20 protein-coding genes and 1 pseudogene are annotated in these 21,819 nt (G+C 64.0%); 9 read left to right on the forward strand and 12 right to left on the reverse strand.

Translation table 11 applies throughout. The features are described 5' to 3' along the window. The first annotated feature begins 14 nt into the window (after window positions 1-14). The 3 genes from ACLF6L_RS06590 (at window position 15) to ppx (ending at window position 3,430) form a co-directional block, all read left to right on the forward strand. Window positions 15-1,265 carry an inorganic phosphate transporter gene (locus ACLF6L_RS06590; RefSeq protein WP_238616733.1) on the forward strand — a complete coding sequence of 417 codons (1,251 nt, stop codon included), beginning with the start codon at window positions 15-17 and terminating at the stop codon, window positions 1,263-1,265. A 34-nt stretch (window positions 1,266-1,299) separates the two neighbouring features. Then, window positions 1,300-1,833 carry a SixA phosphatase family protein gene (locus ACLF6L_RS06595; RefSeq protein WP_238616734.1) on the forward strand — a complete coding sequence of 178 codons (534 nt, stop codon included), beginning with the start codon at window positions 1,300-1,302 and terminating at the stop codon, window positions 1,831-1,833. Between the two features lie 97 nt (window positions 1,834-1,930). Continuing rightward, window positions 1,931-3,430 (forward strand): exopolyphosphatase, encoded by a 1,500-nt coding sequence (gene ppx, locus ACLF6L_RS06600; RefSeq protein ID WP_238616735.1) that lies wholly within the window; start codon window positions 1,931-1,933, stop codon window positions 3,428-3,430. Window positions 3,431-3,433: 3 nt separating this feature from the next. Here the strand turns inward: ppx and ppk1 are convergent, their stop codons facing one another. The 4 genes from ppk1 to ACLF6L_RS06620 all read right to left on the reverse strand — a co-directional run bounded on the left by ppk1 (window position 3,434) and on the right by ACLF6L_RS06620 (window position 8,486). Then, window positions 3,434-5,512 (reverse strand): polyphosphate kinase 1, encoded by a 2,079-nt coding sequence (gene ppk1, locus ACLF6L_RS06605; protein WP_238616736.1) that lies wholly within the window; start codon window positions 5,510-5,512, stop codon window positions 3,434-3,436. Window positions 5,513-5,537: 25 nt separating this feature from the next. Next, a complete protein-coding gene (argF, locus tag ACLF6L_RS06610; protein WP_238616737.1) occupies window positions 5,538-6,473 on the reverse strand; it encodes an ornithine carbamoyltransferase in 936 nt (311 codons plus the stop codon). A gap of 10 nt (window positions 6,474-6,483) precedes the next feature. Beyond that, complete coding sequence (locus ACLF6L_RS06615; RefSeq protein WP_238616738.1) at window positions 6,484-7,662, reverse strand: acetylornithine transaminase; 1,179 nt, start codon at window positions 7,660-7,662, stop codon at window positions 6,484-6,486. 239 nt (window positions 7,663-7,901) lie between these two features. Next, window positions 7,902-8,486 (reverse strand): superoxide dismutase, encoded by a 585-nt coding sequence (locus ACLF6L_RS06620; RefSeq protein WP_238616739.1) that lies wholly within the window; start codon window positions 8,484-8,486, stop codon window positions 7,902-7,904. A gap of 283 nt (window positions 8,487-8,769) precedes the next feature. Here ACLF6L_RS06620 and ACLF6L_RS06625 point away from each other — a divergent pair, with 283 nt between their 5' ends. Further along, entirely contained in the window at window positions 8,770-9,078 is a 309-nt protein-coding gene (locus ACLF6L_RS06625) for an ArsC/Spx/MgsR family protein (RefSeq protein ID WP_238616740.1), read from the forward strand. Next, window positions 9,075-9,932 (forward strand): Hsp33 family molecular chaperone HslO, encoded by an 858-nt coding sequence (locus tag ACLF6L_RS06630; protein WP_238616741.1) that lies wholly within the window; start codon window positions 9,075-9,077, stop codon window positions 9,930-9,932. Before ACLF6L_RS06625 ends, ACLF6L_RS06630 begins: the two co-directional genes overlap by 4 nt. 3 nt (window positions 9,933-9,935) lie before the next feature. Here the strand turns inward: ACLF6L_RS06630 and ACLF6L_RS06635 are convergent, their stop codons facing one another. Beyond that, the gene (locus tag ACLF6L_RS06635; protein WP_238616742.1) at window positions 9,936-11,567 is read right to left on the reverse strand and encodes an inorganic phosphate transporter; all 1,632 of its coding nucleotides are present in this window, start codon (window positions 11,565-11,567) and stop codon (window positions 9,936-9,938) included. A 126-nt stretch (window positions 11,568-11,693) separates the two neighbouring features. Between ACLF6L_RS06635 and ACLF6L_RS06640 the strand changes: the two genes are divergently transcribed. The 3 genes from ACLF6L_RS06640 (at window position 11,694) to ACLF6L_RS06650 (ending at window position 13,674) form a co-directional block, all read left to right on the forward strand. Further along, window positions 11,694-12,218 (forward strand): TIGR02281 family clan AA aspartic protease, encoded by a 525-nt coding sequence (locus ACLF6L_RS06640; protein WP_238616743.1) that lies wholly within the window; start codon window positions 11,694-11,696, stop codon window positions 12,216-12,218. A gap of 58 nt (window positions 12,219-12,276) precedes the next feature. Beyond that, window positions 12,277-13,062 (forward strand): alkaline phytoceramidase, encoded by a 786-nt coding sequence (locus tag ACLF6L_RS06645; RefSeq protein WP_238616744.1) that lies wholly within the window; start codon window positions 12,277-12,279, stop codon window positions 13,060-13,062. 132 nt (window positions 13,063-13,194) lie between these two features. After that, window positions 13,195-13,674 carry a DUF456 domain-containing protein gene (locus ACLF6L_RS06650; protein WP_238616745.1) on the forward strand — a complete coding sequence of 160 codons (480 nt, stop codon included), beginning with the start codon at window positions 13,195-13,197 and terminating at the stop codon, window positions 13,672-13,674. Window positions 13,675-13,703: 29 nt separating this feature from the next. Here the strand turns inward: ACLF6L_RS06650 and ACLF6L_RS06655 are convergent, their stop codons facing one another. The 4 genes from ACLF6L_RS06655 to ACLF6L_RS06670 form a co-directional block, all read right to left on the reverse strand. Further along, entirely contained in the window at window positions 13,704-14,783 is a 1,080-nt protein-coding gene (locus tag ACLF6L_RS06655) for a sulfate/molybdate ABC transporter ATP-binding protein (protein WP_238616746.1), read from the reverse strand. Window positions 14,784-14,830: 47 nt separating this feature from the next. After that, window positions 14,831-15,718: a sulfate ABC transporter permease subunit CysW gene (cysW, locus tag ACLF6L_RS06660; protein ID WP_412852615.1), complete on the reverse strand. Its 888-nt coding sequence runs from the start codon at window positions 15,716-15,718 to the stop codon at window positions 14,831-14,833. A gap of 18 nt (window positions 15,719-15,736) precedes the next feature. After that, window positions 15,737-16,570, reverse strand: a complete 834-nt coding sequence (cysT, locus tag ACLF6L_RS06665; RefSeq protein WP_412852616.1) for a sulfate ABC transporter permease subunit CysT — start codon at window positions 16,568-16,570, stop codon at window positions 15,737-15,739. A gap of 93 nt (window positions 16,571-16,663) precedes the next feature. Continuing rightward, window positions 16,664-17,686, reverse strand: a complete 1,023-nt coding sequence (locus ACLF6L_RS06670) for a sulfate ABC transporter substrate-binding protein (RefSeq protein WP_412852617.1) — start codon at window positions 17,684-17,686, stop codon at window positions 16,664-16,666. Window positions 17,687-18,093: 407 nt separating this feature from the next. Between ACLF6L_RS06670 and ACLF6L_RS06675 the strand changes: the two genes are divergently transcribed. Continuing rightward, window positions 18,094-19,641 carry a sigma-54 interaction domain-containing protein gene (locus ACLF6L_RS06675; protein ID WP_412852618.1) on the forward strand — a complete coding sequence of 516 codons (1,548 nt, stop codon included), beginning with the start codon at window positions 18,094-18,096 and terminating at the stop codon, window positions 19,639-19,641. Between the two features lie 6 nt (window positions 19,642-19,647). Here ACLF6L_RS06675 and ACLF6L_RS06680 read toward each other — a convergent pair whose 3' ends face one another. From ACLF6L_RS06680 to ACLF6L_RS06690, 3 genes and pseudogenes are all read right to left on the reverse strand, one after another. Continuing rightward, entirely contained in the window at window positions 19,648-20,220 is a 573-nt protein-coding gene (locus ACLF6L_RS06680) for a cation transporting ATPase C-terminal domain-containing protein (protein ID WP_412852756.1), read from the reverse strand. Window positions 20,221-20,241: 21 nt separating this feature from the next. Next, window positions 20,242-20,667: pseudogene (locus ACLF6L_RS06685) on the reverse strand (HAD-IC family P-type ATPase); the annotation flags it as partial. Beyond that, on the reverse strand, window positions 20,552-21,781 hold the full coding sequence (locus ACLF6L_RS06690) for an HAD-IC family P-type ATPase (protein WP_412852619.1): 1,230 nt from the start codon (window positions 21,779-21,781) through the stop codon (window positions 20,552-20,554). The pseudogene ACLF6L_RS06685 and the gene ACLF6L_RS06690, both read right to left, overlap by 116 nt. Window positions 21,782-21,819 lie beyond the last annotated feature (38 nt).

The following is a 21,819-nucleotide window of genomic DNA, read 5'->3' on the forward strand; positions in this document are numbered from 1 at the left end:
AAACTGACAATCCTATGGAATACGCGACGCTATTCATCGTCCTGGCGTGCATCTTCGGCTTTTTCATGGCCTGGGGTGTGGGCGCAAACGACGTAGCCAATGCCATGGGCACCTCGGTGGGATCCCGTGCCCTGACCATCAAGCAGGCGGTGATCATCGCCGCCATTTTCGAGTTCGCCGGCGCCTGGCTGGCGGGTGGGGCGGTGACCCAGACCATCCGTTCCGGGATGCTGGACGCCAATCTACTGGCGGGGACACCGGAGATCCTGGTCTTCGGCATGCTGGCGTCCCTGCTGGCGGCGGGGACCTGGTTGCTGGTGGCCTCCATCTTCGGCTGGCCGGTGTCCACCACCCATTCCATCGTAGGTGCCATCATCGGCTTTGCCATCGTGGCCATCGGCATGGAAGCGGTGCAATGGGGCAAGGTGGGCGCCATCGCCATCAGTTGGGTCCTGTCGCCGGCCCTGTCGGGGGTGGTCGCCTTCGTCCTCTTCCGCAGTGTCCAGATCCTGATTCTGGACACACCCAATCCCCTGGACAATGCCAAGCGCTACGTTCCCTACTACATTTTCCTCGCCGCCTTCTTCACCGCCCTCATCACCCTGCTCAAGGGGCTGACCCATCTGGGGATGGACCTCACCACCTTCCAGAGTTACGGCATCGCCGCCGCCTTTGCCCTGATGACGGCGGGCCTGGGACTGCTGGCCATCCGCCGCCTGCGTTTCGACCCCGCCGATGACCGGGACTTCCATTTCAGCAACGTGGAAAAGGTCTTCGGCGTCCTGATGCTGGTGACTGCCTGCGCCATGGCCTTCGCCCATGGTTCCAACGACGTGGCCAATGCCGTCGGTCCGCTGGCGGCGGTGGTCAGCGTGGTGCAGAGCGGGGAAGTGTCCGTGCATACCCCCATGCCCATGTGGATTCTGCTGCTGGGTGGGGTCGGCATCGTGTTGGGTCTGGTGACCTACGGCCATCGGGTGATCGCCACGGTGGGCACGGGCATCACCCAACTCACCCCCAGCCGCGGCTTTGCCGCCACCCTGGCGGCGGCCATGACCGTGGTTCTGGCCTCCGGCACCGGGCTGCCCATCTCCACCACCCATACCCTGGTGGGTGCCATCCTGGGGGTGGGTCTGGCGCGGGGGATTGCAGCCATCAACCTGAGCGTGGTGCGCGCGATCTTCATGTCCTGGATCATTACCCTGCCGGCCGGGGCACTGCTGTCCATCCTCTTCTTCTTCATCATCCGGGCTGCTTTCAGCTAGGCTGGTCCCAGGCACTTGCAAGGGAGATCAATCCATGCCGCAGATGAAGACAGGCCATCCGCTTCGCCATCTGGTCCTGGTGCGCCACAGTCAGGCCGGTGATGCCGCCGAGTTTGCCGCCACCGGCCAGGGGGATCACCTGCGCCCCCTGACGCAAGAGGGTATCAGCCGCATGCGTCGAGCCGCTCGGGGCCTGCACCGTTTGGTGGAAGGGCCGGTGGGCATCGTCACCAGCCCCTATAGCCGGGCGGCCCAGACCGCCCAGATTCTGCACGAAGTGTTCCCCGACGCCGAGATCGCGTCCGCGCCGACCCTGATTCCCGAGGCGGACCCGATGCAGTTCGCCGACTGGGTGCACGAACAGTCCTGCCCGCCGACCCTGCTGGCGGTGGGGCACGAACCCCACTTGTCCCTGCTGGCCGGCTGGCTGTTGGCCGGGGAGCGGCGATCGCTGGTGCGAATGAAAAAAGGCGGGGTCTGCTGCCTGGACGTGAGCCTGGGCATGCAGCCGGGGCGTGCCACGCTCCACTGGCTGCTGACCCAGGGGCAGTTGCGCAAGCTGGCCTGACAGGCTCGCCCGGCTGTTATCCTCCCGACATGTTCCCTTGCTAGACTCGACCCCTTGAGGGGCGATCATCGAGGCCCCGCAAGAGAGGGAGATTTTCATGTTCCGACGCCGTAAGCCCCCCGAGACCGTCGCCGCCGTCGATCTGGGTTCCAACAGCTTTCACATGATCGTGGCCCGCGTCCGTGACGGCGAAGTGCACATGCTCGACCGTCTGCGGGAGTCCGTGCGTCTGGCCAGCGGTCTGGACAACCGTGGCTTCATCGGTCCCGAGGCCGTGACCCGGGCCCTGGACTGTCTGCAGCAGTTCGGCCAGCGGGTACGTGACCTGCCTTTGGGCAGCGTGCGCGCCGTGGGCACCAACACCCTGCGCAAGGCACGCAACGCCGAGGAGTTCCTGGAACTGGCCACCCGTGCCCTGGGGCATCCGATCGAAGTGATCGGCGGTCGCGAGGAAGCCCGCCTGATCTATCTGGGGGTGGCCCACAGCCTGGCGGATGACGGCGGCCGGCGGTTGGTGGTGGACATCGGCGGCGGCAGTACGGAGCTGATTCTGGGGGAGCGCTTCGAACCCAGTCACACCGAAAGTCTGCACATGGGGTGTGTGAGCATGGGGCGGCTCTATTTTCCCAAGGGCATTATCACCGAAACGGCCTGGCGTGCGGCCGAGATCGGTGCCCGGTTGGAGCTTCAACCCATCGAGGAAACCTACCGGCGTGTGGGCTGGCAGGAGGCCCTGGGGGCTTCGGGCACCATGCTGGCGGTGGACAGGATCATGCGGGAGCAGGGGTGGAGCCGGGAGGGCATCACCCTGGAAGGGCTGCACCTGCTGCGTCAAGCCCTGATCAAGGCCGGGGACATGGCCAAGGTGGAACTCAAGGGCCTGAGCGAGGAGCGTCGCCCGGTGCTGCCTGGCGGAGTCGTGGTGCTGATTTCGGTCTTCGAGGCCCTGGGCATCGGGCAGATGCGGGTCTCTGATGGCGCCCTGAGGGAGGGGTTGGTCTATGACCTGTTGGGGCGCATCAGTCATGAGGACGTTCGCACCCGTACCATCGACGGCATCATGAAGCGCTTTCAGGTGGAGCCGGATCATGCCCGGCGGGTGGAGCAGACGGCCCTGCGGCTGCTGGATCTGGTGGCGGAGACCTGGGGACTGGATCAGGACCATGCCGACAGCCTGGCTTGGGCGGCGCGTCTGCATGAGCTGGGGTTGTCCATCTCCCACAGCCAGTTTCACAAGCATGGGGCCTATATGGTGGAGAATGCGGACCTGTCCGGCTTCACCCTGGAGGGGCAGCGGCGGATCGCCTTGCTGGTGCGTGCCCATCGGCGCAAGTTTCCCGTCAAGCTGTTTGACGATCTGCCCATCCTGGAGCGTCGTCCCATGCTGCGTCTGGCCGTGTTGCTGCGTCTGGCGGTATTGCTGCACCGATCCCGCACGGACACGGTGCCGGCCCTGGACGGGCTCAAGGCGAAGGATCAGGGTCTCAAGTTGCGGTTTGCCCCGGGTTGGCTGGAGGCAAATCCCCTGACCCGGGCGGATCTGGAGCGGGAGTCAGGCCACCTCAAGGCCGCCCAATTCAAACTCAAGGTGGAGTGAAGCTCAGCTGGTGAGCTTGCCGAGCAGTTCATCCTGGGCCGAGCGGGGCTTGTGGTTGGAGGCCGCCTTCAGACGCCGGTAGCTGCCGTCCTGCTGCAGCGCCCAGGCCTGGGTGTTGTCCGAGATATAGGCCAGCAGGGATTCCTGCAGCACCCGGTCCCGCAACTCCGGCACCTCCACCGGAAAGGCCACTTCCACCCGGCGGAAGAAATTGCGTGGCATCCAGTCGGCACTGGACAGGAAGATCTCCGGTTCACCGCCGTTCTGGAAATAGAACACCCGGGAATGCTCCAGAAACCGCCCCATCACCGAGCGTACCCGGATATTGTCCGAAATCCCCGGCACCCCGGGCCGCAGGCAGCACACCCCACGCACCACCAGGTCAATTCGCACCCCTGCCTGGGAGGCCCGGTACATGGCCTGGATCAGCCTGGGCTCGATCAGGGAATTCATCCGGGCCAATACCCGGCCGGGCTTGCCCGAGCGCACATGCTCGATCTCCCGCTCGATCCGTTCCAGCATCCCCGAATGCAGGGTGAACGGGGCCTGCAACAGCTTCTTCAGCTTGGACACCTTGCCCAGGCCCGTCAGCTGCTGGAAAACCTTGTGTACGTCCTCGCCGATCACCTTGTCGGCGGTCAGCAGGCCGTAATCGGTATAGGCCCGGGCGGTCCCCGCGTGATAGTTGCCGGTACCCAGATGCACATAGCGCCGGATCCGATCCTTTTCCCGGCGCACCACCATGGCCAGCTTGGCGTGGGTCTTGTAGCCCACCACCCCGTAGGTCACGTGGGCACCGGCATCCTGCAGACGGTTGGCCAGCTGGATATTGGCCTCCTCGTCGAACCGGGCGCGCAACTCGATCACCACCGTGACCTCCTTGCCCGCCTGGGCGGCCTGCATCAGGATGTCCACCAGTTGGGAACGCACGCCGGTACGGTAGAGGGTCTGCTTGATCGCCAGCACGTCCGGGTCCCGGGCCGCCTGGCGCATGAATTCCACCACCGGCACGAATGACTGATAGGGATGGTGCAGCAGCACATCCCCGCGCCGGATGGTGTGGAAGATATCCGCCGACCCGGTCAGGACCGGGGGTAGGGCGGGCACGAAGGAGGGGTACTTGAGATCAGGGCGTTCCACCAGTTCATGCACGGCCATGAGCCGGTTCAGGTTCACCAGTCCATTGACCTGGTAGAGGTCGTCCGGTCCCAGCTTGAACTGGCGCAGCAGGAACTCCGCCACCTTGGTCGGACAGTTGTCCGCCACTTCCAGCCGTACCGCTTCGCCGTAATTACGCTGGGGCAGCTCCCCTTCCAGGGCCATCAGCAGGTCGTCGATCTCCTCCTCGTGGACAAACAGATCCGAGTTGCGGGTGAGCCGGAACTGGTAGCAGCCGGTGACCGTCATGCCCTGGAACAGCTCGCCCACGTGGGCGTGGAGGATGGAGGACAAAAAGACGAAATCATAGTCCCCCTTGGCGATTTCCCGGGGCAGGCGGGCCAGGCGGGGCAGGGAGCGCGGGGCCTGGACCACGGCCATGCGGCTTTCCCGACCGAAGGCATCCTTGCCTTCCAGGGTGACGATGAAGTTGAGGCTCTTGTTGAGGATGCGCGGGAACGGGTGGGCCGGGTCCAGCCCCAGCGGGGACAGCACCGGTAACAGCTCACGGTCGAAGAAATCCTTGACCCAGGCGGCCTGTTCGTCGCTCCAGTGAGTGCGGCGCACGAAGTGGATGTTTTGCTCGGCCAGGGCCGGGATCAGGATGTCGTTGAGGGTGGCGTACTGATCGTCCACCAGTGTGTGCGCCAGCTGACCCACCCGGGTCAGCTGTTCGGTGGCGCTGAGTCCGTCCGGCCCGGGAGTGTTCACTCCAAGCTGTAATTGCTGCTTGAGTCCCGCCACCCGGATCTCGAAGAACTCATCCAGATTGGTGGACGAGATGCACAAAAAGCGCAGCCGTTCCAGCAGCGGGATGGTTTCCTGTTTGGCCAGTTCCAGAACCCGCTGATTGAAGGCCAGCAGGCTCAGCTCACGGTTGAGGTAAAGTTCCGGATTGGTCAGGTCGATCTCGGTCTCGGTCATCCGCACAGTCTATCCCATCAGTAAGTCATTCCTGTGACAACGCCTGCTGTCTGCCATTGCCCACCAGCAGGAATTCCATCAGCGCCTTCTGGGCGTGCAGGCGGTTCTCGGCTTCGTCCCAGACCACGCTTTGCGGGCCTTCCAGTACCTCGGTGGAGACTTCCTCTTCCCGGTGGGCGGGCAGGCAGTGCATGAACAGGGCATCCGGCGCGGCCCGGGCCATCAGGGCGGCATTGACCTGATAATCCCCGAAGGCCCGACGGCGGGCGGCCTGTTCCTGTTCCTGCCCCATGCTGGCCCAGACATCGGTGACGATCAGATCGGCCCCTTGTGCTGCTGCCATGGGGTCCCGCACGATGGCGGCGCTGCGGCCGGCGGCGGCCAGGATCACCGGGTCCGGATCATAGCCTTCCGGAGAGGCAATGCGCAGTTCAAACCCCAGACGCTCGGCGGCGTGGATGTAGCTATGGCACATGTTGTTGCCATCCCCCACCCATACCACCGTGCGACCGGCAATGTCGCCCCGCAGTTCGAACCAGGTCTGCAGATCCGCCAGCAGCTGGCAGGGGTGTTCCAGGTCGGTGAGACCATTGATCACGGGCACCCTGGCGTTGGCGGCGAACCGCTCCACCTTCTCATGTTCGAAGGTGCGGATCATGACGATGTCCACCATGCGGGAGAGGACCCGGGCCGAGTCCTCGATGGGTTCGCCCCGACCCAGCTGGGTATCCTTGGGCGACAGGAAGATGGCATGTCCTCCCAGTTGTTGCATGCCCACTTCGAAGGAGACGCGGGTACGGGTGGATGATTTCTCGAAAATCATCGCCAGGGTCTTGCCCTTGAGGGGTTCGTAGGCCTCGCCCTGCCGCAGTTGCGCCTTCATCTGCATGGCGCGGTGGATCAGGTGACGCAGTTCCTCGGTGGACAGGTCCAGCAAGGACAGAAAGTGACGCACAGCCATGGGCATTTCCTCAGGCGGCCTGGGCCGCGAACCGTTCCACCAGGTCAGAGACGATATCCACGATCTGGTCCGCCTCGGGCCGGTCGATGATCAGGGGCGGCAGCAGACGAATGACCCGCTCCGCGGTGACGTTGATGAGGAGGCCGGCCTCCAGGGCCAGGCCCACCAGCTCGGCGCAGGGACGATCCAGCTCGATGCCCAGCATCAGGCCCTTGCCGCGGATGTCCCTCACGGCGGGGTGCCGGCCGAGGCGATTCCGGAAGGCCGCCACCAGAGACTGCCCCATGGTGTCGGCATGCGCCAGGAGGGCCTCTTGCTCCAGGGTGTCCAGCACCGCCAGGGCGGCGCGGCACACCAGGGGATTGCCGCCGAAGGTGGTGCCGTGGGTGCCGGGGGTGAACAGGTCGGCGGCCGCGCCCGCCGCCAGGGTGGCGCCGATGGGGACACCGTTGCCCAGGCCCTTGGCCAGACTCAGCACATCCGGGGTGATGCCTTCGTGCTGGAAAGCGAACCAGGTCCCGGTACGGCCGATGCCGGCCTGGATCTCGTCCAGCATCAACAGCCAGCCGGCGCGGTCGCAGAGCGTCCGTAGCCCCTTGAGATACCCTTCCGGGGGAATGCGGATGCCGCCTTCGCCGGTGATCGGCTCCACCAGGATGGCCACCACGTCCGGGTGATCCGCCAGGACTTCCACCGCCGCCAGATCACCGTGGGGCACGCGGATGAAGCCTTCCACCAGGGGGGCGAAACCTGCCTGAATGCGGGCATTGCCGGTGGCGGTCAGGGTGGCCAGGGTGCGGCCGTGGAAGCTGCCTTCCATGACGATCACGGTGGGGCGGGCGATGCCCTTGTGATGGCCATGCAGGCGGGCCAGCTTGATGGCGGCCTCGTTGGCCTCGGCGCCGGAATTGCAGAAGAAGGCCCGATCCATGCCGGCCAGCGCGGTCAGGCGCTCGGCAAGTCGGGTCTGTTGGGGAATCTCGTAGAGATTGGAGGTATGAATGAGTTGTCCAGCCTGTTCGCACAGGGCTTGGGTCACGGCCGGATGGGCATGACCCAGGCCGCAGACGGCGATGCCGGACAGGGCATCCAGATAGCGCCGGCCCTGATCGTCCCACAACCAGGGGCCCTCTCCCCGTACGAAGGCAACGGGTTGGCGCTTGTAGTTCCGCATGAGGGCGTCTGACATTCGGCTTGCTCCCCTCCAAAAACGAAAAAAGGCAGCCCATGGCTGCCGGCTGTTCACGGGCGCTCGGGGCGCCGGTTAGGTAATGACTCAAACGCCCATCATACGATGCCCTGACGTGGGGCGCAAAGGCCTTGGCGTCGTCATGGATATGGTGAACCCGGAAAGCCCGCGCCCACGGAAAGATGCGTGGGCGCGGGCCTGTCCGCGAATGGGGGTTACCGGACTGGTGTCCTGGTCTTTCAGCCGAAGTTGTCGGCGACGAAGTCCCAGTTCACGACATTGAAAAAGCCCTCAATGTACTTGGGCCGGGCATTGCGGTAGTCGATGTAGTAGGCATGTTCCCACACATCCATGGTCAGCAGCGGGGTTTTGCCGGCCTCGGTGATCGGAGTGGCGGCGTTGCTGGTGTTGACGATCTCCAGGCTACCGTCGGCATTCTTCACCAGCCAGGTCCACCCGGAGCCGAAATTGCCCGCGCCGGCGGCGGCAAACTTCTCCTTGAATTCGGCAAAGGAACCGAAGGCGGTGTTGATGGCCTCGGCCAGGGCGCCGGTGGGCTCGCCGCCGCCGTTGGGGCTCAGGCAGTTGAAGTAGAACGTGTGGTTCCAGACCTGGGCGGCATTGTTGAAGATGCCGCCGGCAGGGGCCTTTTTGACGATCTCTTCCAGGGACAGGCTTTCGAACTCGGTGCCGGTGATCAGCTTGTTCAGGTTGGTGACATAGGTCGCATGGTGCTTGTCGTGGTGGAACTCCAGGGTCTCGGCGGAGACGTGGGGTTCCAGGGCGTCCTTGGCGTAGGGCAGTTCAGGCAGTTGGTGCGTCATGGCGATGTTCTCCTTGTGACTGCCTCGGGCAGTTCATGTTTTGGAAAGAGTCTAAACATAGGGCACAACCAGGGTACAATGCAAACCTTGACCGTTTGCGTCGGGTCATGCAAGCCCGGGTCGGCACAGGCAAGATCCAGACCGTACATCGGGCCACCACAGACGGGGCCGGTCCCGCTAGAATAGCCCCTTTGATTCACTCATCAGGAGCTTGTTCGGCCACATGTCAGGTTTGAATGCACCGCATCCATGTCGCATCTACGGCATCAGGAACTGCGACACCATGAAGAAGGCCCTGGTCTGGCTGGACAATGCCGGAATCGCCCATGAATTCGTCGATTACAAGAAAGCCGGTGTCGTTGCCGACAGACTGCCGCATTGGTGTCGCCAGGCGGGCTGGGAAACGTTGATCAATCGTCGCGGCCTCACCTGGCGCCGCCTGGACGAGATGGAGCGGGAAGGTCTGGACGAGACTCGGGCCCGTGAACTGATGACACGGCATCCCACCCTGATCAAGCGACCGGTGCTGGAATGCGGGGAGACGGTTCTGGTGGGATTTGATGCCGAACGGTATCGGGAGGTTTTGTCGTGAGCCTTGATGTATTGCAGCGTTTCCTGCTGGACGATCTGGACATCCGGGGGGCGGTCGTCCGCTTGGGGCCGGTATGGCGGCGGATCATCGCCGATCGCCACTATCCGGAGCCGGTGAACCGGTTGCTGGGCGAGATGTGCGTCACCTCCCTGTTCGTCACCGAAGCCCTCAAACAGCCCGGCCGTGTGACGTTCCAGGTCCGTGGTACCGGGCCGGTCTCCCTGCTGGTGGTGGACTGTGACGAGCGCCTCAACCTGCGTGCCCTGGCCCAGTCCGGCGATGACATCGAGCAAGGTACGGCCCGCACGCTGCTGGGAGACGGTCAGCTGGTGCTGTCCCTGGACTTGCCCAGCATGCGTCAGCCCTGGCAGAGCGTGGTGCCGTTGGAGGGGGAGGGCATCGGTGACATCTTCGAACATTACCTGAGCCTCTCCGAACAGTTGCCTTCAAGACTGTTCCTGGCGGCCACCGCCGAAGGGGCGGCGGGCCTGTTCCTGCAGAAACTGCCCGCCGCGGACACCCGTGACCCCGACGGTTGGAACCGTGTCGAGCAATTGGCCGCCACGGTGACCGACGACGAACTCATCAGTCTGGCCCCGGATGCGCTGCTTTCCCGCCTTTTCCCGGAAGAGGTGGTCCGTATCTTCGATGCCCGCACAGTGATTCACGAGACCCCCGAGGACTGGGACAAGGTGCGCGCCATGCTGCGTTCCCTGGGACGGGAGGAAGTGGAGTCGGTGTTGCAGGAGCAGGGCGCCGTGATCGTCCGGGACGACCTGGCCAACCGGGAATATCGGTTGGATCGGGACGCCATCGCGGCCATCTTCGATGAGGCACCGCCCACGCTGCATTAAGCCTTAGAGCATGTACCCTCGAATGGTGAAGAACAGGAACGCCGCAATCAGGGCCGTCGAGGGGACGGTGATCACCCAGGCGGCGACAATCCGGATCACCAGGGACCGCTTGACCAACTCCTTGCGATAAAGCTTGCGAATGCGCTTTCTTTCCCGCTTCGAGATGACGGTGGCCTCGGTTCGCGCCCGGTTCTTCGCCTTGAGTGCTTTGAGCATGATGCCGCGCTCGCGGATGTCGGCTGCCTTGAATGCGCGCATGAAGCGGTCGAGGGATTCCCGTTCCTCGTCCGCATGGTGTTCCCGTATCTCTGCAAGGATCTTGTCGTAGTTTGTTTTCAGGTACTCGCGCAGGAAACCGACCCCCATGACCGCACCAACGGCCACGTGCGTCGTACTCACGGGGAGACCGAGTTCGCTGGCAATCAATACGGTGATGGTCGCGGACATCGCAATGCAGTAGGCCCTCATCTGGTCCATTTCGGTGATTTCGCTGCCGATCGTGCGGATGACGCGGGCACCGAACAGCCACAGACCCACCGCCAGGCCCAGCGCCCCGATCACCATCACCCAGAGCGGGATGGGGGCCGCCTGGGTGATTTCCGCGCCACCGGTACGGGTGACCTCGACGATGGCGGCCAACGGACCAATCGCGTTGGCGACGTCGTTGGATCCATGGGCAAAACTCAGCATGGCGGCGGCAAAAATGAGCGGAATGTTGAATAGTCGGTTCACCCCCGTCTTGCTGTTTTCCACTTCTCCGATGCGAGTCAGCAGCGCCTTGACCAGTGCATAGGTCAGGAGTGCGACAACCATCCCGACGATCACCGCCGTGTGCAGATCCACTTTCATGATCCGGCTGAAGCCCTTGAGCATCATGTAGACGCCGAAGACGCCGCCCATGAATGCCACCAGCACCGGCACCCAGCGCATGGCGGCCGCATTCAGATCGGACTGGTAAGTGATGGTTCGCTTGATGACATACAGAAGGAAAGCGGCAATCCCCGCGCCCATCATGGGCGAGATGACCCAACTCATCACGATACGACCGATCACATCCCAGTTGGCGATGGCAAAGCCCGCCGCGGCGATGCCGGCACCGGCCACGGCACCCACGATGGAATGCGTGGTCGATACCGGAGCCCCCATGGCGGTGGCAATGTTGATCCAGATGGCGGCCGCAAGCAGTGCCGCCATCATCACCCAGAGGAACGTGTCCGGGTTGGCGATCATTTCCGGATCGATGATGCCGCTGCGGATGGTGTTCACCACCTCGCCACCCGCAATGATGGCGCCCATTGCCTCGAACACGCCGGCGATGGCTAGCGCCCCGAGCAAGGTGATCGCGCCGGAACCCACCGCGGGACCTACGTTGTTGGCGACATCGTTGGCGCCGATGTTCATCGCCATGTAAGCCCCGATGATCGCGGCGAACACGACAAAACCCGCGCCGGCGGCTTCACCCAGCGTCAGCTTGGCATAGACCGCGACTCCGATCAGGAAGAGGATGGCAATGCCGAAGCTGATCGATCTTCCCAGTCCGGATTCTCCGGCATGCTTGCTTCCGTCTTGCCCACCGACGAGGGGTGGCTGCAAGCCGCCGTCCCCGGTGCCGTTCGCTGATGAAGTGTTGGCCATGCTCGGATCTCCCCATGCCTTTGCTGTTTTCCGTCGACGCCGCTCGGCGACGCCCTTGCATCAAGGTGGCACTTTGTAACGGGATTGTTATCCTTTTGGCAACTTCCATCCGTGAGCAGGGCCGTCATGAACAACGATCAATCCGCACGTCGTGCCGGCTGGATCATGCTGGCGTTGTTCTGGATGCTGGTCTTGGCGACCGGCACGTGGTTCTACCATGGGGTGCTGGAGCGACAGCACAATCCCAATCTGCACCTGCTTGGTGATGCCGGTGAGCACGGTGCGGGCATCGTCCTGCACCGGAACCGGTCAGGACACTACCTCGCCACCGGGCGGATCAATGGCGAGCCGGTGCATTTCCTGTTGGATACCGGCGCCACCTATGTGGCCGTGCCCGCCTCCCTGGCGGAGCAGTTGGGTTTGCAATCCACCGGCAGGGCTTGGTTCGAGACCGCGAATGGCCGCGTCCAGGGCGATCTTACCGTGCTGGATGAGGTACGCCTTGGGGATGTCGTGGTACACCGGGTCCGGGCCGTCATCATGCCGGACATGAGCGGCGACAGGGCGCTTCTGGGGATGAGCTTTCTGAATCATTTCGACATTCGCGTCCGCGACGGGCGCATGGAACTCTCGCCCCCTGGAAGTCTTTGACCGGGTGCGCAAGAGAGATTGAGCACCGAGGCTCGGGCCGCGGGAGTATGCTGTCCCCATGAGGATGCACTGGCGCACGGGTCTTCTGCTGGGAGTGGGGTTTCTGGTCGTGACGGGCTTTCTCGCCCTGCCACCCATCCCGCAGCCCGAGAGCTACCATGATTTCGCGGCCGACAGGACCTGGCTGGGTATCCCGAACTTCCCTGACGTGGCCTCCAATCTGGCCTTTGTGGTGGTGGGCGTACTGGGAGTGATCTGGGTGGGCCGTCATCCTCACCGGTTCCGCGAGGCGCGACAGTCCTGGCCCTATCTGGCCTTTTTCAGCGCCGTGATACTGGTGGGCATCGGCTCGGGTTACTACCACTGGGCCCCGGACCATGGGCGGCTTTTCTGGGACCGTCTGGCCATGAGCCTGGCTTTCATGGCCATCCTGGCCGCCATCATGTCGGATCGGCTCGCTGATCAGCGGATCATGGTGGTTCTGCCGGTGTTGCTCGTGTTCGGTGCCATGGGCGCCATCCACTGGTACTGGACCGAACTTCAGGGAGCCGGGGATCTGCGCCTCTACATGCTCACCCAGGCCCTGCCTCTGGTCCTGGGGATGTTGCTGGTGCTGCTCCATCCCGGCGCCTACACCCGCGACGCGGATCTGCTGGTGGCAGCCGGTTGGTATCTGCTGGCACTGGCTGCCGACAGGCTCGACCATCCCATCCATGAGCTCACCGGTGGAGTCCTGAGTGGCCACACCCTCAAGCACCTCCTGGCCGCCCTGAGTGTGTACTGGGTCCTGCGCATGCTGCGTCGCCGTCGGTGGCGCCCCTTTCGTCCAGCTCCGGATCAATGATGATGCTGTTCGAAAGGCATTGGGCCTGCCGTTGGCATCAAGTTTTTCAGAAGTAGGGCCAGGGCAGGGTGGAAACCTCAGGGGCTGGTGTACGATTGACCCGGTACACCCCTATCCACTGATAGCCTCCCCATGCTTGCCATTACCTGGTTCCTTGCCGTTCTGCTCATCATTCTGGGGCTTGTGGGACTTGTCCTGCCGGCGTTGCCGGGTCCGTTGCTCTTGTTTGCCGGTTTGTGGACCGCGGCCTGGGCGGAGGGGTTCGCCCACGTGGGTACGAAAACCTTGATCGTGCTGGGTCTGCTCGCGGCCCTGGCCTTTCTGGCGGACTTTGTGGCAGGTGCCTTCGGTGCCCGGCGCTATGGGGCATCCGGCCGCTCCATCCTCGGAGCCACCCTGGGAGCCGTGGTGGGGATGTTTTTTGGACTCATCGGTTTGTTGCTGGGTCCGTTTCTGGGTGCCGTGTTGGGTGAGCTGTCGGCCCGTCGCGACTTGGTGGCCGCTGGGCGTGCCGGTTGGGGGGCCACCCTTGGGCTGATATTGGGTACCGCCGCCAAGCTGGCTCTGGGCATTACCATGGTGGCGTTGTTTTTGGCAGTGCGGTTCTTATAGGGATGGCGGCCCACCCGACAGGCCCGCAATCAGCCGGTGGCCCGCGTGCCGTTGTCCATAAAGACGCGGCTGTTGAGGGGTCTCACCCAGGTGTCCGAGCCCCGGGACAAGCCCAGGGACCTGAGCCGGCTCTTGGGCAGCTCGGCGTGGATCAGGTCCTTGCCGCCCGCCACCTTGAGTTCGAGGCGGGCGGTTGGCCCGACCACCGTGATGCCTTCGATCACGGCCGCCAGTGCGCCTTGTGCGCTGCCGTCCGGCAGGATCTCGATGTCGTGGGGACGGACATAGGCCAGTCCGTGACCTTGCGGCTGATCTTCCGGTGTTGAAGTGGGCAGCGCCAGATCGCCGATGCGGGCCTGTCCGTCCTGGACCCGGGCGTGGAACAGGTTGACCTGGCCCAGGAAGCTGAACACGAAGGGATTGGCGGGGTGATCGTAGACTTCTTCCGGCGTGCCTTCCTGTTCCACCCGGCCCTGGTTCATCACCACGATCCGGTCCGATACCTCCAGGGCCTCTTCCTGGTCATGGGTGACGAACACACTGGTGAGATGGATCTCGTCGTGGAGGCGGCGAAGCCAGCGCCGCAGTTCGGCGCGCACCTTGGCGTCCAGTGCGCCGAAGGGTTCATCCAGCAGCAGCACCTTGGGTTCCACCGCCAGGGCGCGGGCCAGGGCGATGCGCTGCCGCTGTCCGCCGGAGAGCTGGGAGGGAAGGCGGTTGGCGGTCCAGTCCAGCTGTACCAGTTCCAGCAGGCGCATGACCCGTGTCCGGATCTCGGCCTTGCCGGGTCGCAGACGCCGGGGTTTGACGGTGAGGCCGTAGGCCACGTTGTCGAACACGGTCATGTGCTTGAACAGGGCGTAATGCTGGAACACGAAGCCGACGCCCCGCCGACTGACGTGGACATCGGTGGCATCCTCGCCATGGAAACGGATGCGTCCCGAGTCGGGAAATTCCAGGCCGGCGATGATGCGCAGCAGGGTGGTCTTGCCGGATCCGGAGGGACCCAGCAGGGCGGTGAGCTGACCCTCGGGAAGGGACAGGCTGACGTCGTCCACGGCCACGAAATGGCCGTAGCGCTTGTTGATGTGCTCGATTTCAATGCTCATGGGGTGTCCGCGGGATGTGGTTTGTCTGAAGGTGAAAAGGGTCGGGGTCACGCTGCTGCCGGGTGGCGTTGGCGTTCGTCACGCCACTCCACCAGGCTCTTCACGGCGATGGTGACGATGGCCAGCCCCGCCAGCAGGGAAGACACGGCAAAGGCGGCGGTGAACAGATACTCGTTGTAGAGCACCTCGATGTGCAGGGGCATGGTGTTGGTCTCGCCGCGGATGCGTCCGGAAACGATGGCGACGGCGCCGAATTCCCCCATGGCCCTTGCGTTACACAGGATCACCCCGTAGATCACCCCCCATTTGATGTTGGGCAGGGTGACGCGCCAGAAGGTCTGCCAGCCGTTGGCGCCCAGGGTGAGGGAGGATTCCTCCTCCTCCTTGCCCTGTTGCTGCATGAGGGGGATCAGTTCCCGGGCCACGAAAGGCATTGTGCCGAAGGCGATGACGATGATGATCCCCGGCACGGCGAAGATGATGCGCAGGTCATGTTCCGCCAGCCAGGGGCCCAGCCAGCCCTGACTGCCCAGCAGGATGACGAAGATCAGGCCCACCACCACCGGGGAGATGGCAAAGGGCAGATCGATCAGCGTGATCAGCACGGATTTGCCGCGGAACTCGAACTTGGCAATGGCCCAGGCGGCCATGACGCCGAACACCAGGTTGAGCGGCACCACGATGGCCACCACCAGCAGGGTGAGGCGGATGGCGGCCAGGGCATCCGGTTCGGTGATGGCGGCGTACCAGACCTGCAGACCCTGCTCGAAGGCGCCGTACAGCACCACGGCCAGGGGCAGGACCAGAAACAGGCCCAGAAAGGTCAGGGCGATGCCGATGAGCAGGCGGCGGATCCAGGCCGGCTCTTCCGTGGCCCTTTGCCAGGCGGGGGCCTCGGAAGACAGTGGGTGAATGGGGGAGGCAAGGCTACTCATGGGATCTCTCCGGCGGGGTCAGCGGCGGGTGTGGCGGGCGGTCCACCACTGCAGGGCATTGATCAGCAGCAGCAGTACGAAGGCGGCCAGCAGCATCACGGTGCCGATGGCGGCCGCGCCGGGATAGTCGTACTGCTCGGCCTTGGCCACGATCAGCAGCGGCGTGATCTCGGTGCGAAACGGCAGATTGCCGGCGATGAAGATCACCGAGCCGTACTCTCCCAGGGCCCGGGCGAAGGCCAGGGCAAAGCCGGTGAGCAGGGCGGGCAGCAGGGCCGGCAGGATCACCCGCCGCAGGGTGGTCAGGCGGTTTGCGCCCAGAATGGCGGAGGCCTCTTCCAGTTCCCGGTCCAGGTCTTCCAGTACCGGCTGCACGGTACGCACCACGAAGGGCAGGCCGATGTAGGTGAGGGCCACCACCACGCCCAGCTGGGTATAGGCCACGCGCAGACCCAGGATCTCCAGGTATTGCCCCACCCAGCCGGTGGAGGCGTACAGGGTGACCAGGGCGATGCCGGCCACGGCGGTGGGCATGGCAAAGGGCAGATCCACCAGGGCGTCGATCCCCCGCTTGCCGAAGAACCGGTAGCGCACCAGCACCCAGGCGACGATGGCGCCGAACACCAGGTTCAGCAGGGCGGCGATCAGCGAGGCGCCGAAGGACAGCTTGTAGGAGGCCACCACCTGGCGGTGGCTGACGGCCTGCCAGAAATCCGCCCAGCTCATCTGGGCGGTATACAGCAGGAAGGCGCCGATGGGGATCAGCAGGATCAGTCCCAGGTAAAACAGGGTGAAACCCAGGGTGATCCCGAACCCGGGAATCACGCTGGGTTGTCGTAAGGCCAGTGTCATCACTCACGCTCCATGAGATAAGGTTTGATCGGATCCCATCGCCCATCAGCGGGCCGGCCCCCGCGTGGGAGCCGGCCCGTCGGTGAACCGGTGTCAGTGGATCTCGGCCAGAATGCGGTCGAACACCCCGCCGTCGTTGAAATGGGTGTCCTGGGCATTGCGCCAGCCGCCGAACCAGTCATCCACGGTGTGCAGCTTCACTTCGGGGAAACGGTCGGAGAACTCCGCCAGGATCCCGGGATTGGAGGGGCGGTAATAGTGTTTGCCCGCCAGCCGTTGGGCCGTCTCGCCATACAGGAATTCCAGGTAGGCCTGGGCGGGTTCGCGGGTGCCCTTGCGGTCCACGTTGCGATCCACCACGGTCACCGGCGGTTCGGCCAGGATGCTCACCGATGGCACCACGATTTCGTACTGACCCCGACCCAACTGTTCCACGGAGAGGAAGGCCTCGTTCTCCCAGGCGATGAAGACGTCGCCGATGCGCCGCTGCACGAAGGTGTTGGTGGCGCCGCGGGCCGCGGGATCCAGCACCGGCACATTGGCGTAGATGTCCCGTACGAATTCGTAGGCCTTCGCCTCATCGCCATACTTTTCCAGGGCATACCCCCAGGCCGCCAGGTAATTCCAGCGGGCGCCGCCGGAGGTTTTGGGGTTGGGAGTGATCACCTGGACGTCCTTGCGCACCAGGTCATCCCAGTCGCGGATATTCTTGGGATTGCCGGCCCGCACCAACAGGACGATGGTGGAGGTATAGGGAGAACTGTTTTGCGGCAGGCGGGTTTGCCAGTCTTCGGGGATGAGTTGGGCCCGGTCGTGCAGGGCATCCACGTCGTAGGCCAGGGCCAGGGTCACCACGTCGGCATCCAGGCCGTCGATCACCGAGCGGGCCTGGGACCCGGAGCCGCCGTGGGACATGCGCACGGTGACCCGCTGACCTGTTTCGGCCTCCCAGTGGGCGGCGAAGGCGTTGTTGTATTCCCGATAGAACTCCCGGGTGGGGTCATACGAGACATTCAGCAAGGTGACGGCCTGCTGGGCCAGGGCACCTCCTGACAGCCCCAGTGCCAGGGCGGTGACGCCGGAGAGGGCGAGGCGGGAAAAACGGGATCTGGGCATGATGAAAGGACTCCGTCAGTGTTGTCATGGGTTGGGAAACATTGAATCCGTCGTCTTCCGTCATCCCTGCATAAGGAGGCCGTGACGGAATTTTCAGCCTGTGCAACTGGTGGATTCCCGCTTTCGCGGGAATGACGCACAGTCAGGAACCTGTCGTGGTTGTCCTTGCTGCGGTCTGCCGCTTGGGTGGGAATGACGGATTCAGGCTCCCTGGAATATTTCTTTTTCTTCTATCAATGAGAGATTGCTTACGCTTGATTGAATACCAAAAGGCGTGCCAATTGGATAAATCCATCAATAACAATGTGTTATCGCTGTCAGTCAGAGGTTTGATGGAAAGAGTGGTTTTATAAAACGATTTTCTGGTGATATAAAACGAGAAAGCTTTTTATTTGGTGATAATCCTGATGGAATCCCTGTTGCTGACTGTTTGGCACGAAGTGGCCTCCCACGAACCCATCGCTCCCAGGCTGGAACGCTTGCGGGGTGCCCTGCGGTTGCAAGTGCCGATACGCCGGTTGCAGTTGTTCCAGCTTCAGGATGAGCATCGCCTGACCCAGGTGGCCTGTACGGTCGAGGGCTCGACGAACGGCACCCCGGCGACTCTGGAAATCCCGGGGGTCGGGGAGTGGTGCGGCACGGGAGATATGCTGGATCTGAGGGGAGTGGGAAGGTCGTCTTCCATGGAACGCGCCTTCGCGGCCTTGCACGACGGGGTGGCGCTGATCTGCCCCCTGAGAATTCAGAACCAGCCCGTGGGTGTGCTGCTGGTGGTACCGGAGTCCCGGAGTGGTTTCGCCCCGAAACAGCGTGAGTGGCTGGAAGCCTTGGCCCTGCCCATGGCGGTGATCCTGGAGCGGCATCTGGAGGCCCGAAAACGGGATGCTCTGGAGCGAGCCGTCCGGGCGGATCAGCAGGCCCTGGACCAAGGGCTGGGCGGGCGTACGGACGATGGGCGTATCGTCGGGGCCGAGGGGGATTTAAGGCCCGTCATGGAGCGGGTCATGCTGGTGGCGGATGCCGATCTGTCGGTTTTATTGCTCGGCGAGACGGGGTCGGGCAAGGAGGTCATCGCCAGGGCCATTCATGAAGGTTCCCGGCGTTGCGGGGCTCCGTTTGTCCGTGTCAATTGCGGTGCGATCCCGGCGGAGCTGATCGACTCCGAACTGTTCGGCCACGAGCGCGGCAGTTTCACCGGTGCGGTATCCCGGCGGCAGGGGTGGTTCGAGCGGGCGGATGGGGGCACCCTGTTCCTGGACGAGATCGGTGAACTGACCCATGCTGCCCAAGTGAGACTGCTTCGTGTGCTGCAGGAGGGGGTGATCCAGCGGGTAGGTGGTCATGACACGGTGCCGGTGGATGTGCGCATCGTGGCGGCCACGCACCGGGATCTGGCCGCCATGGTGGCGGTCGGGAGCTTCCGGGAAGATCTCTGGTATCGGGTGGCGGGTTTCCCCATCCATATCCCCCCTCTGCGCCACCGTCCCAATGACCTGCCCGCCCTGGCGGAGCACATGGCCTGGCGTTCTGCCCAGCGTCTGGGGCTGCCGCTGGTACTTCCCACCGCGGAGGACCTGCGCCTGCTGGCGGCCTACGAATGGCCCGGGAACGTGCGGGAGTTGGCGGCAGTGTTTGATCGCGCGGTGGTGCTGGGACAGGGCAAGCGGCTGGCACTCACCTCGGCCCTGGGGCAGTCCTTGCCGGGGGGGAACATGGTGGCGCCGCGTCCGACAGAATCCGGCCCGGGAGCGGGCGGACAGACATTCCCCACCCTGGAGCAGGTACAGCGAGCCCATATCGAGGCCGCTCTGGTCCGCACGCGGGGACGTATCTCCGGCCCAGCGGGGGCCGCAAACCTTCTGGGTCTCAACCCGAACACCCTGCGCTCCAAGATGCGCAAGCTGAAGGTACGCCGGGCGGTCCTGGCTATCATGGAGCGCGATTCGGCTTGGTAAGGTTGACTACTGGCATGATCTCGCTCTGTTTTCGTGTCGGTGGACTCCAATACAGACAAGCACTGCGGCCAGGGCCCCCCCTGCCATGGCGATCAACCAGTCGTCCCAATGCAGTGGATGCAAATGCAAGATCTCGCGAAGGGTGGGTGTGTGAATGAATGTCGCCGCCAGGGCCGGGGATCCCACCACCAGTGACCACGCCATGATCCCGCGCATGTTGCTCAAGGCGGCGGTGATCCCGGCGCCGGCCATGATCAGTGCGAGCAGTGCCATGGTCCTGGCATGGTCCACGGCATGATCGGCACCCAGGCTACGGATATAAGTGCCCAGTACCAGGAGCGTCACGATACTCCCCACCATCACGATGGTCCACCATTGCCGGTTGTCGAAGAACCGCTCCCGGATTCCCTTGGACGGTGGCGGTCCGAGGGGACGATGCGAATACAGGTTCTGAAACACCAGTAGCGCCGTGGGATGAATGATCAGTTCCAGCCACACGATGTGGATCGGCAGATAGAGGAGGGGATAGCCCAGCAGGGGGATCAGGGCGGCGGTGGCGACCAGTGGAATATGGATCATGAGCAGGTACTGAAAGCTCAGTTGAAGGTTGGTGAACAGCTGTCGCCCCTCGCTGATCGCACCCACGATACTGCGGAAGTTGTCGTCCATCAGCACCAGAGAGGCGACCTCGCGCGCACTCCGGGTACCGCGCTCGCCCATGGCGATGCCGACATCGGCGGCCTGCAGGGCCGGCACATCGTTGATGCCGTCGCCGGTGACCGCGACGATTTCCCCTGCCGCCTGCAGCCCGCGAACCAGTGCGAGTTTCTGTGCCGGGACCGCCCGGGCAATCACGTCAAGGTCTTGCGGTGTGAGGTCCTGGCCCTGGCCCGTGCGCTGCGCCAGTTCGTCACCCGTGATCAGGCGCGGCGCGCCTTCCCCCAATCCGATCTCGCGGGCAATGGCCAGCGCGGTATGGGGATGGTCGCCGGTGACCATGATGACGTGGATGCCGGCTGCCCGGCACGCCTGTACCGCTTCGCACACCCCGTCGCGCACCGGATCCTCGAAGGCCAGCAGACCGGTGAACGTCAGTCCCCGGTCCGGTTCGTCGCCCTTCCATGTGCGTCAGTTGCAGGCGCCCCTCGGTGAGGGTGCCCGTCTTGTCCGAGCAGATGCAGGTCACGCGACCGATGTTCTCCACGACCACCGCCCTGCGCACCAGAGCGCGGCGCCGTGCCAGGCGATAGACCCCGGCGCCCAGGAAAATGGCGAGCACCACGGGAAACTCCTCCGGCAAGGCAGCGATCGCGAGCGTTAGGGCGCTGAGCAGGGCGTCGAGCAGGCCATGTCCCTGATGGTAACGTAGCCAGGCCAGCGTCAGGCAGATCGCACCTGAGACGATCACCAGCGTCTGAACGAGGCGACCGACCGCATGCTGCAAGGGGGTGAGTGGGTGCGCGCCGGCAATTGCCGAACGGACAATTTCACCATAGAGGGTTTCGGCACCGGTGAAGACGACCCGTAGTTCCGCGGACCCGGTCAGCACCCGTGTTCCGGCAAGCCCCCAGTGGTGATCCTCCACCGGCGTTTGCGTACCGACGGTCGGCGGTACGGCCAGTGCCTGCTTGCGCACCGGGTAGGCCTCCCCAGTCAGGGTGGATTCGTCCACTTGCAGTGCGTCGCAGTGCATCAGCAGGCCGTCGGCCGGGAACGAGTCCCCGGAACGGACCATCACGCGATCACCCGGCACGATCTCCTCGGCGGGCAGGGTCCGTTCCTCGCCATCGCGCCACACGCGGGCTTGTACCGCGAGCCGACCGCTCAGGCCCTGTACCGATGCCTGAGTACGCCGGTGCAGCCAGACATCCATCCCCATCAGGGGGATGAGGGCCAGCAACAGGACCAGTGCCTCGATCGGTTGACCGACGATCCAGAAGAGCGCGCTGGTGGCCATCAGAAACCACAGCATGGGGTCGTGCAGTGTGTCGCGCAGGGTGAGGGTCCAGGCCCGGCCTGTTGCGGGAATGATCGTGTTTGCGCCGTATCGGTGAAGCCGCGACGCCGCCTCCGGCCCGCTGAGTCCTTCCAGCGCATCATGGCCTCCTTCCAGCCGTGCCCACGGGACATTGCGACGCATTTTTGGACCCCCTGGTTCCCGGTTCTGAGTATATGCAG

It is taken from the genome of Ectothiorhodospira shaposhnikovii, from assembly GCF_047222355.1.
GTDB lineage: Bacteria > Pseudomonadota > Gammaproteobacteria > Ectothiorhodospirales > Ectothiorhodospiraceae > Ectothiorhodospira.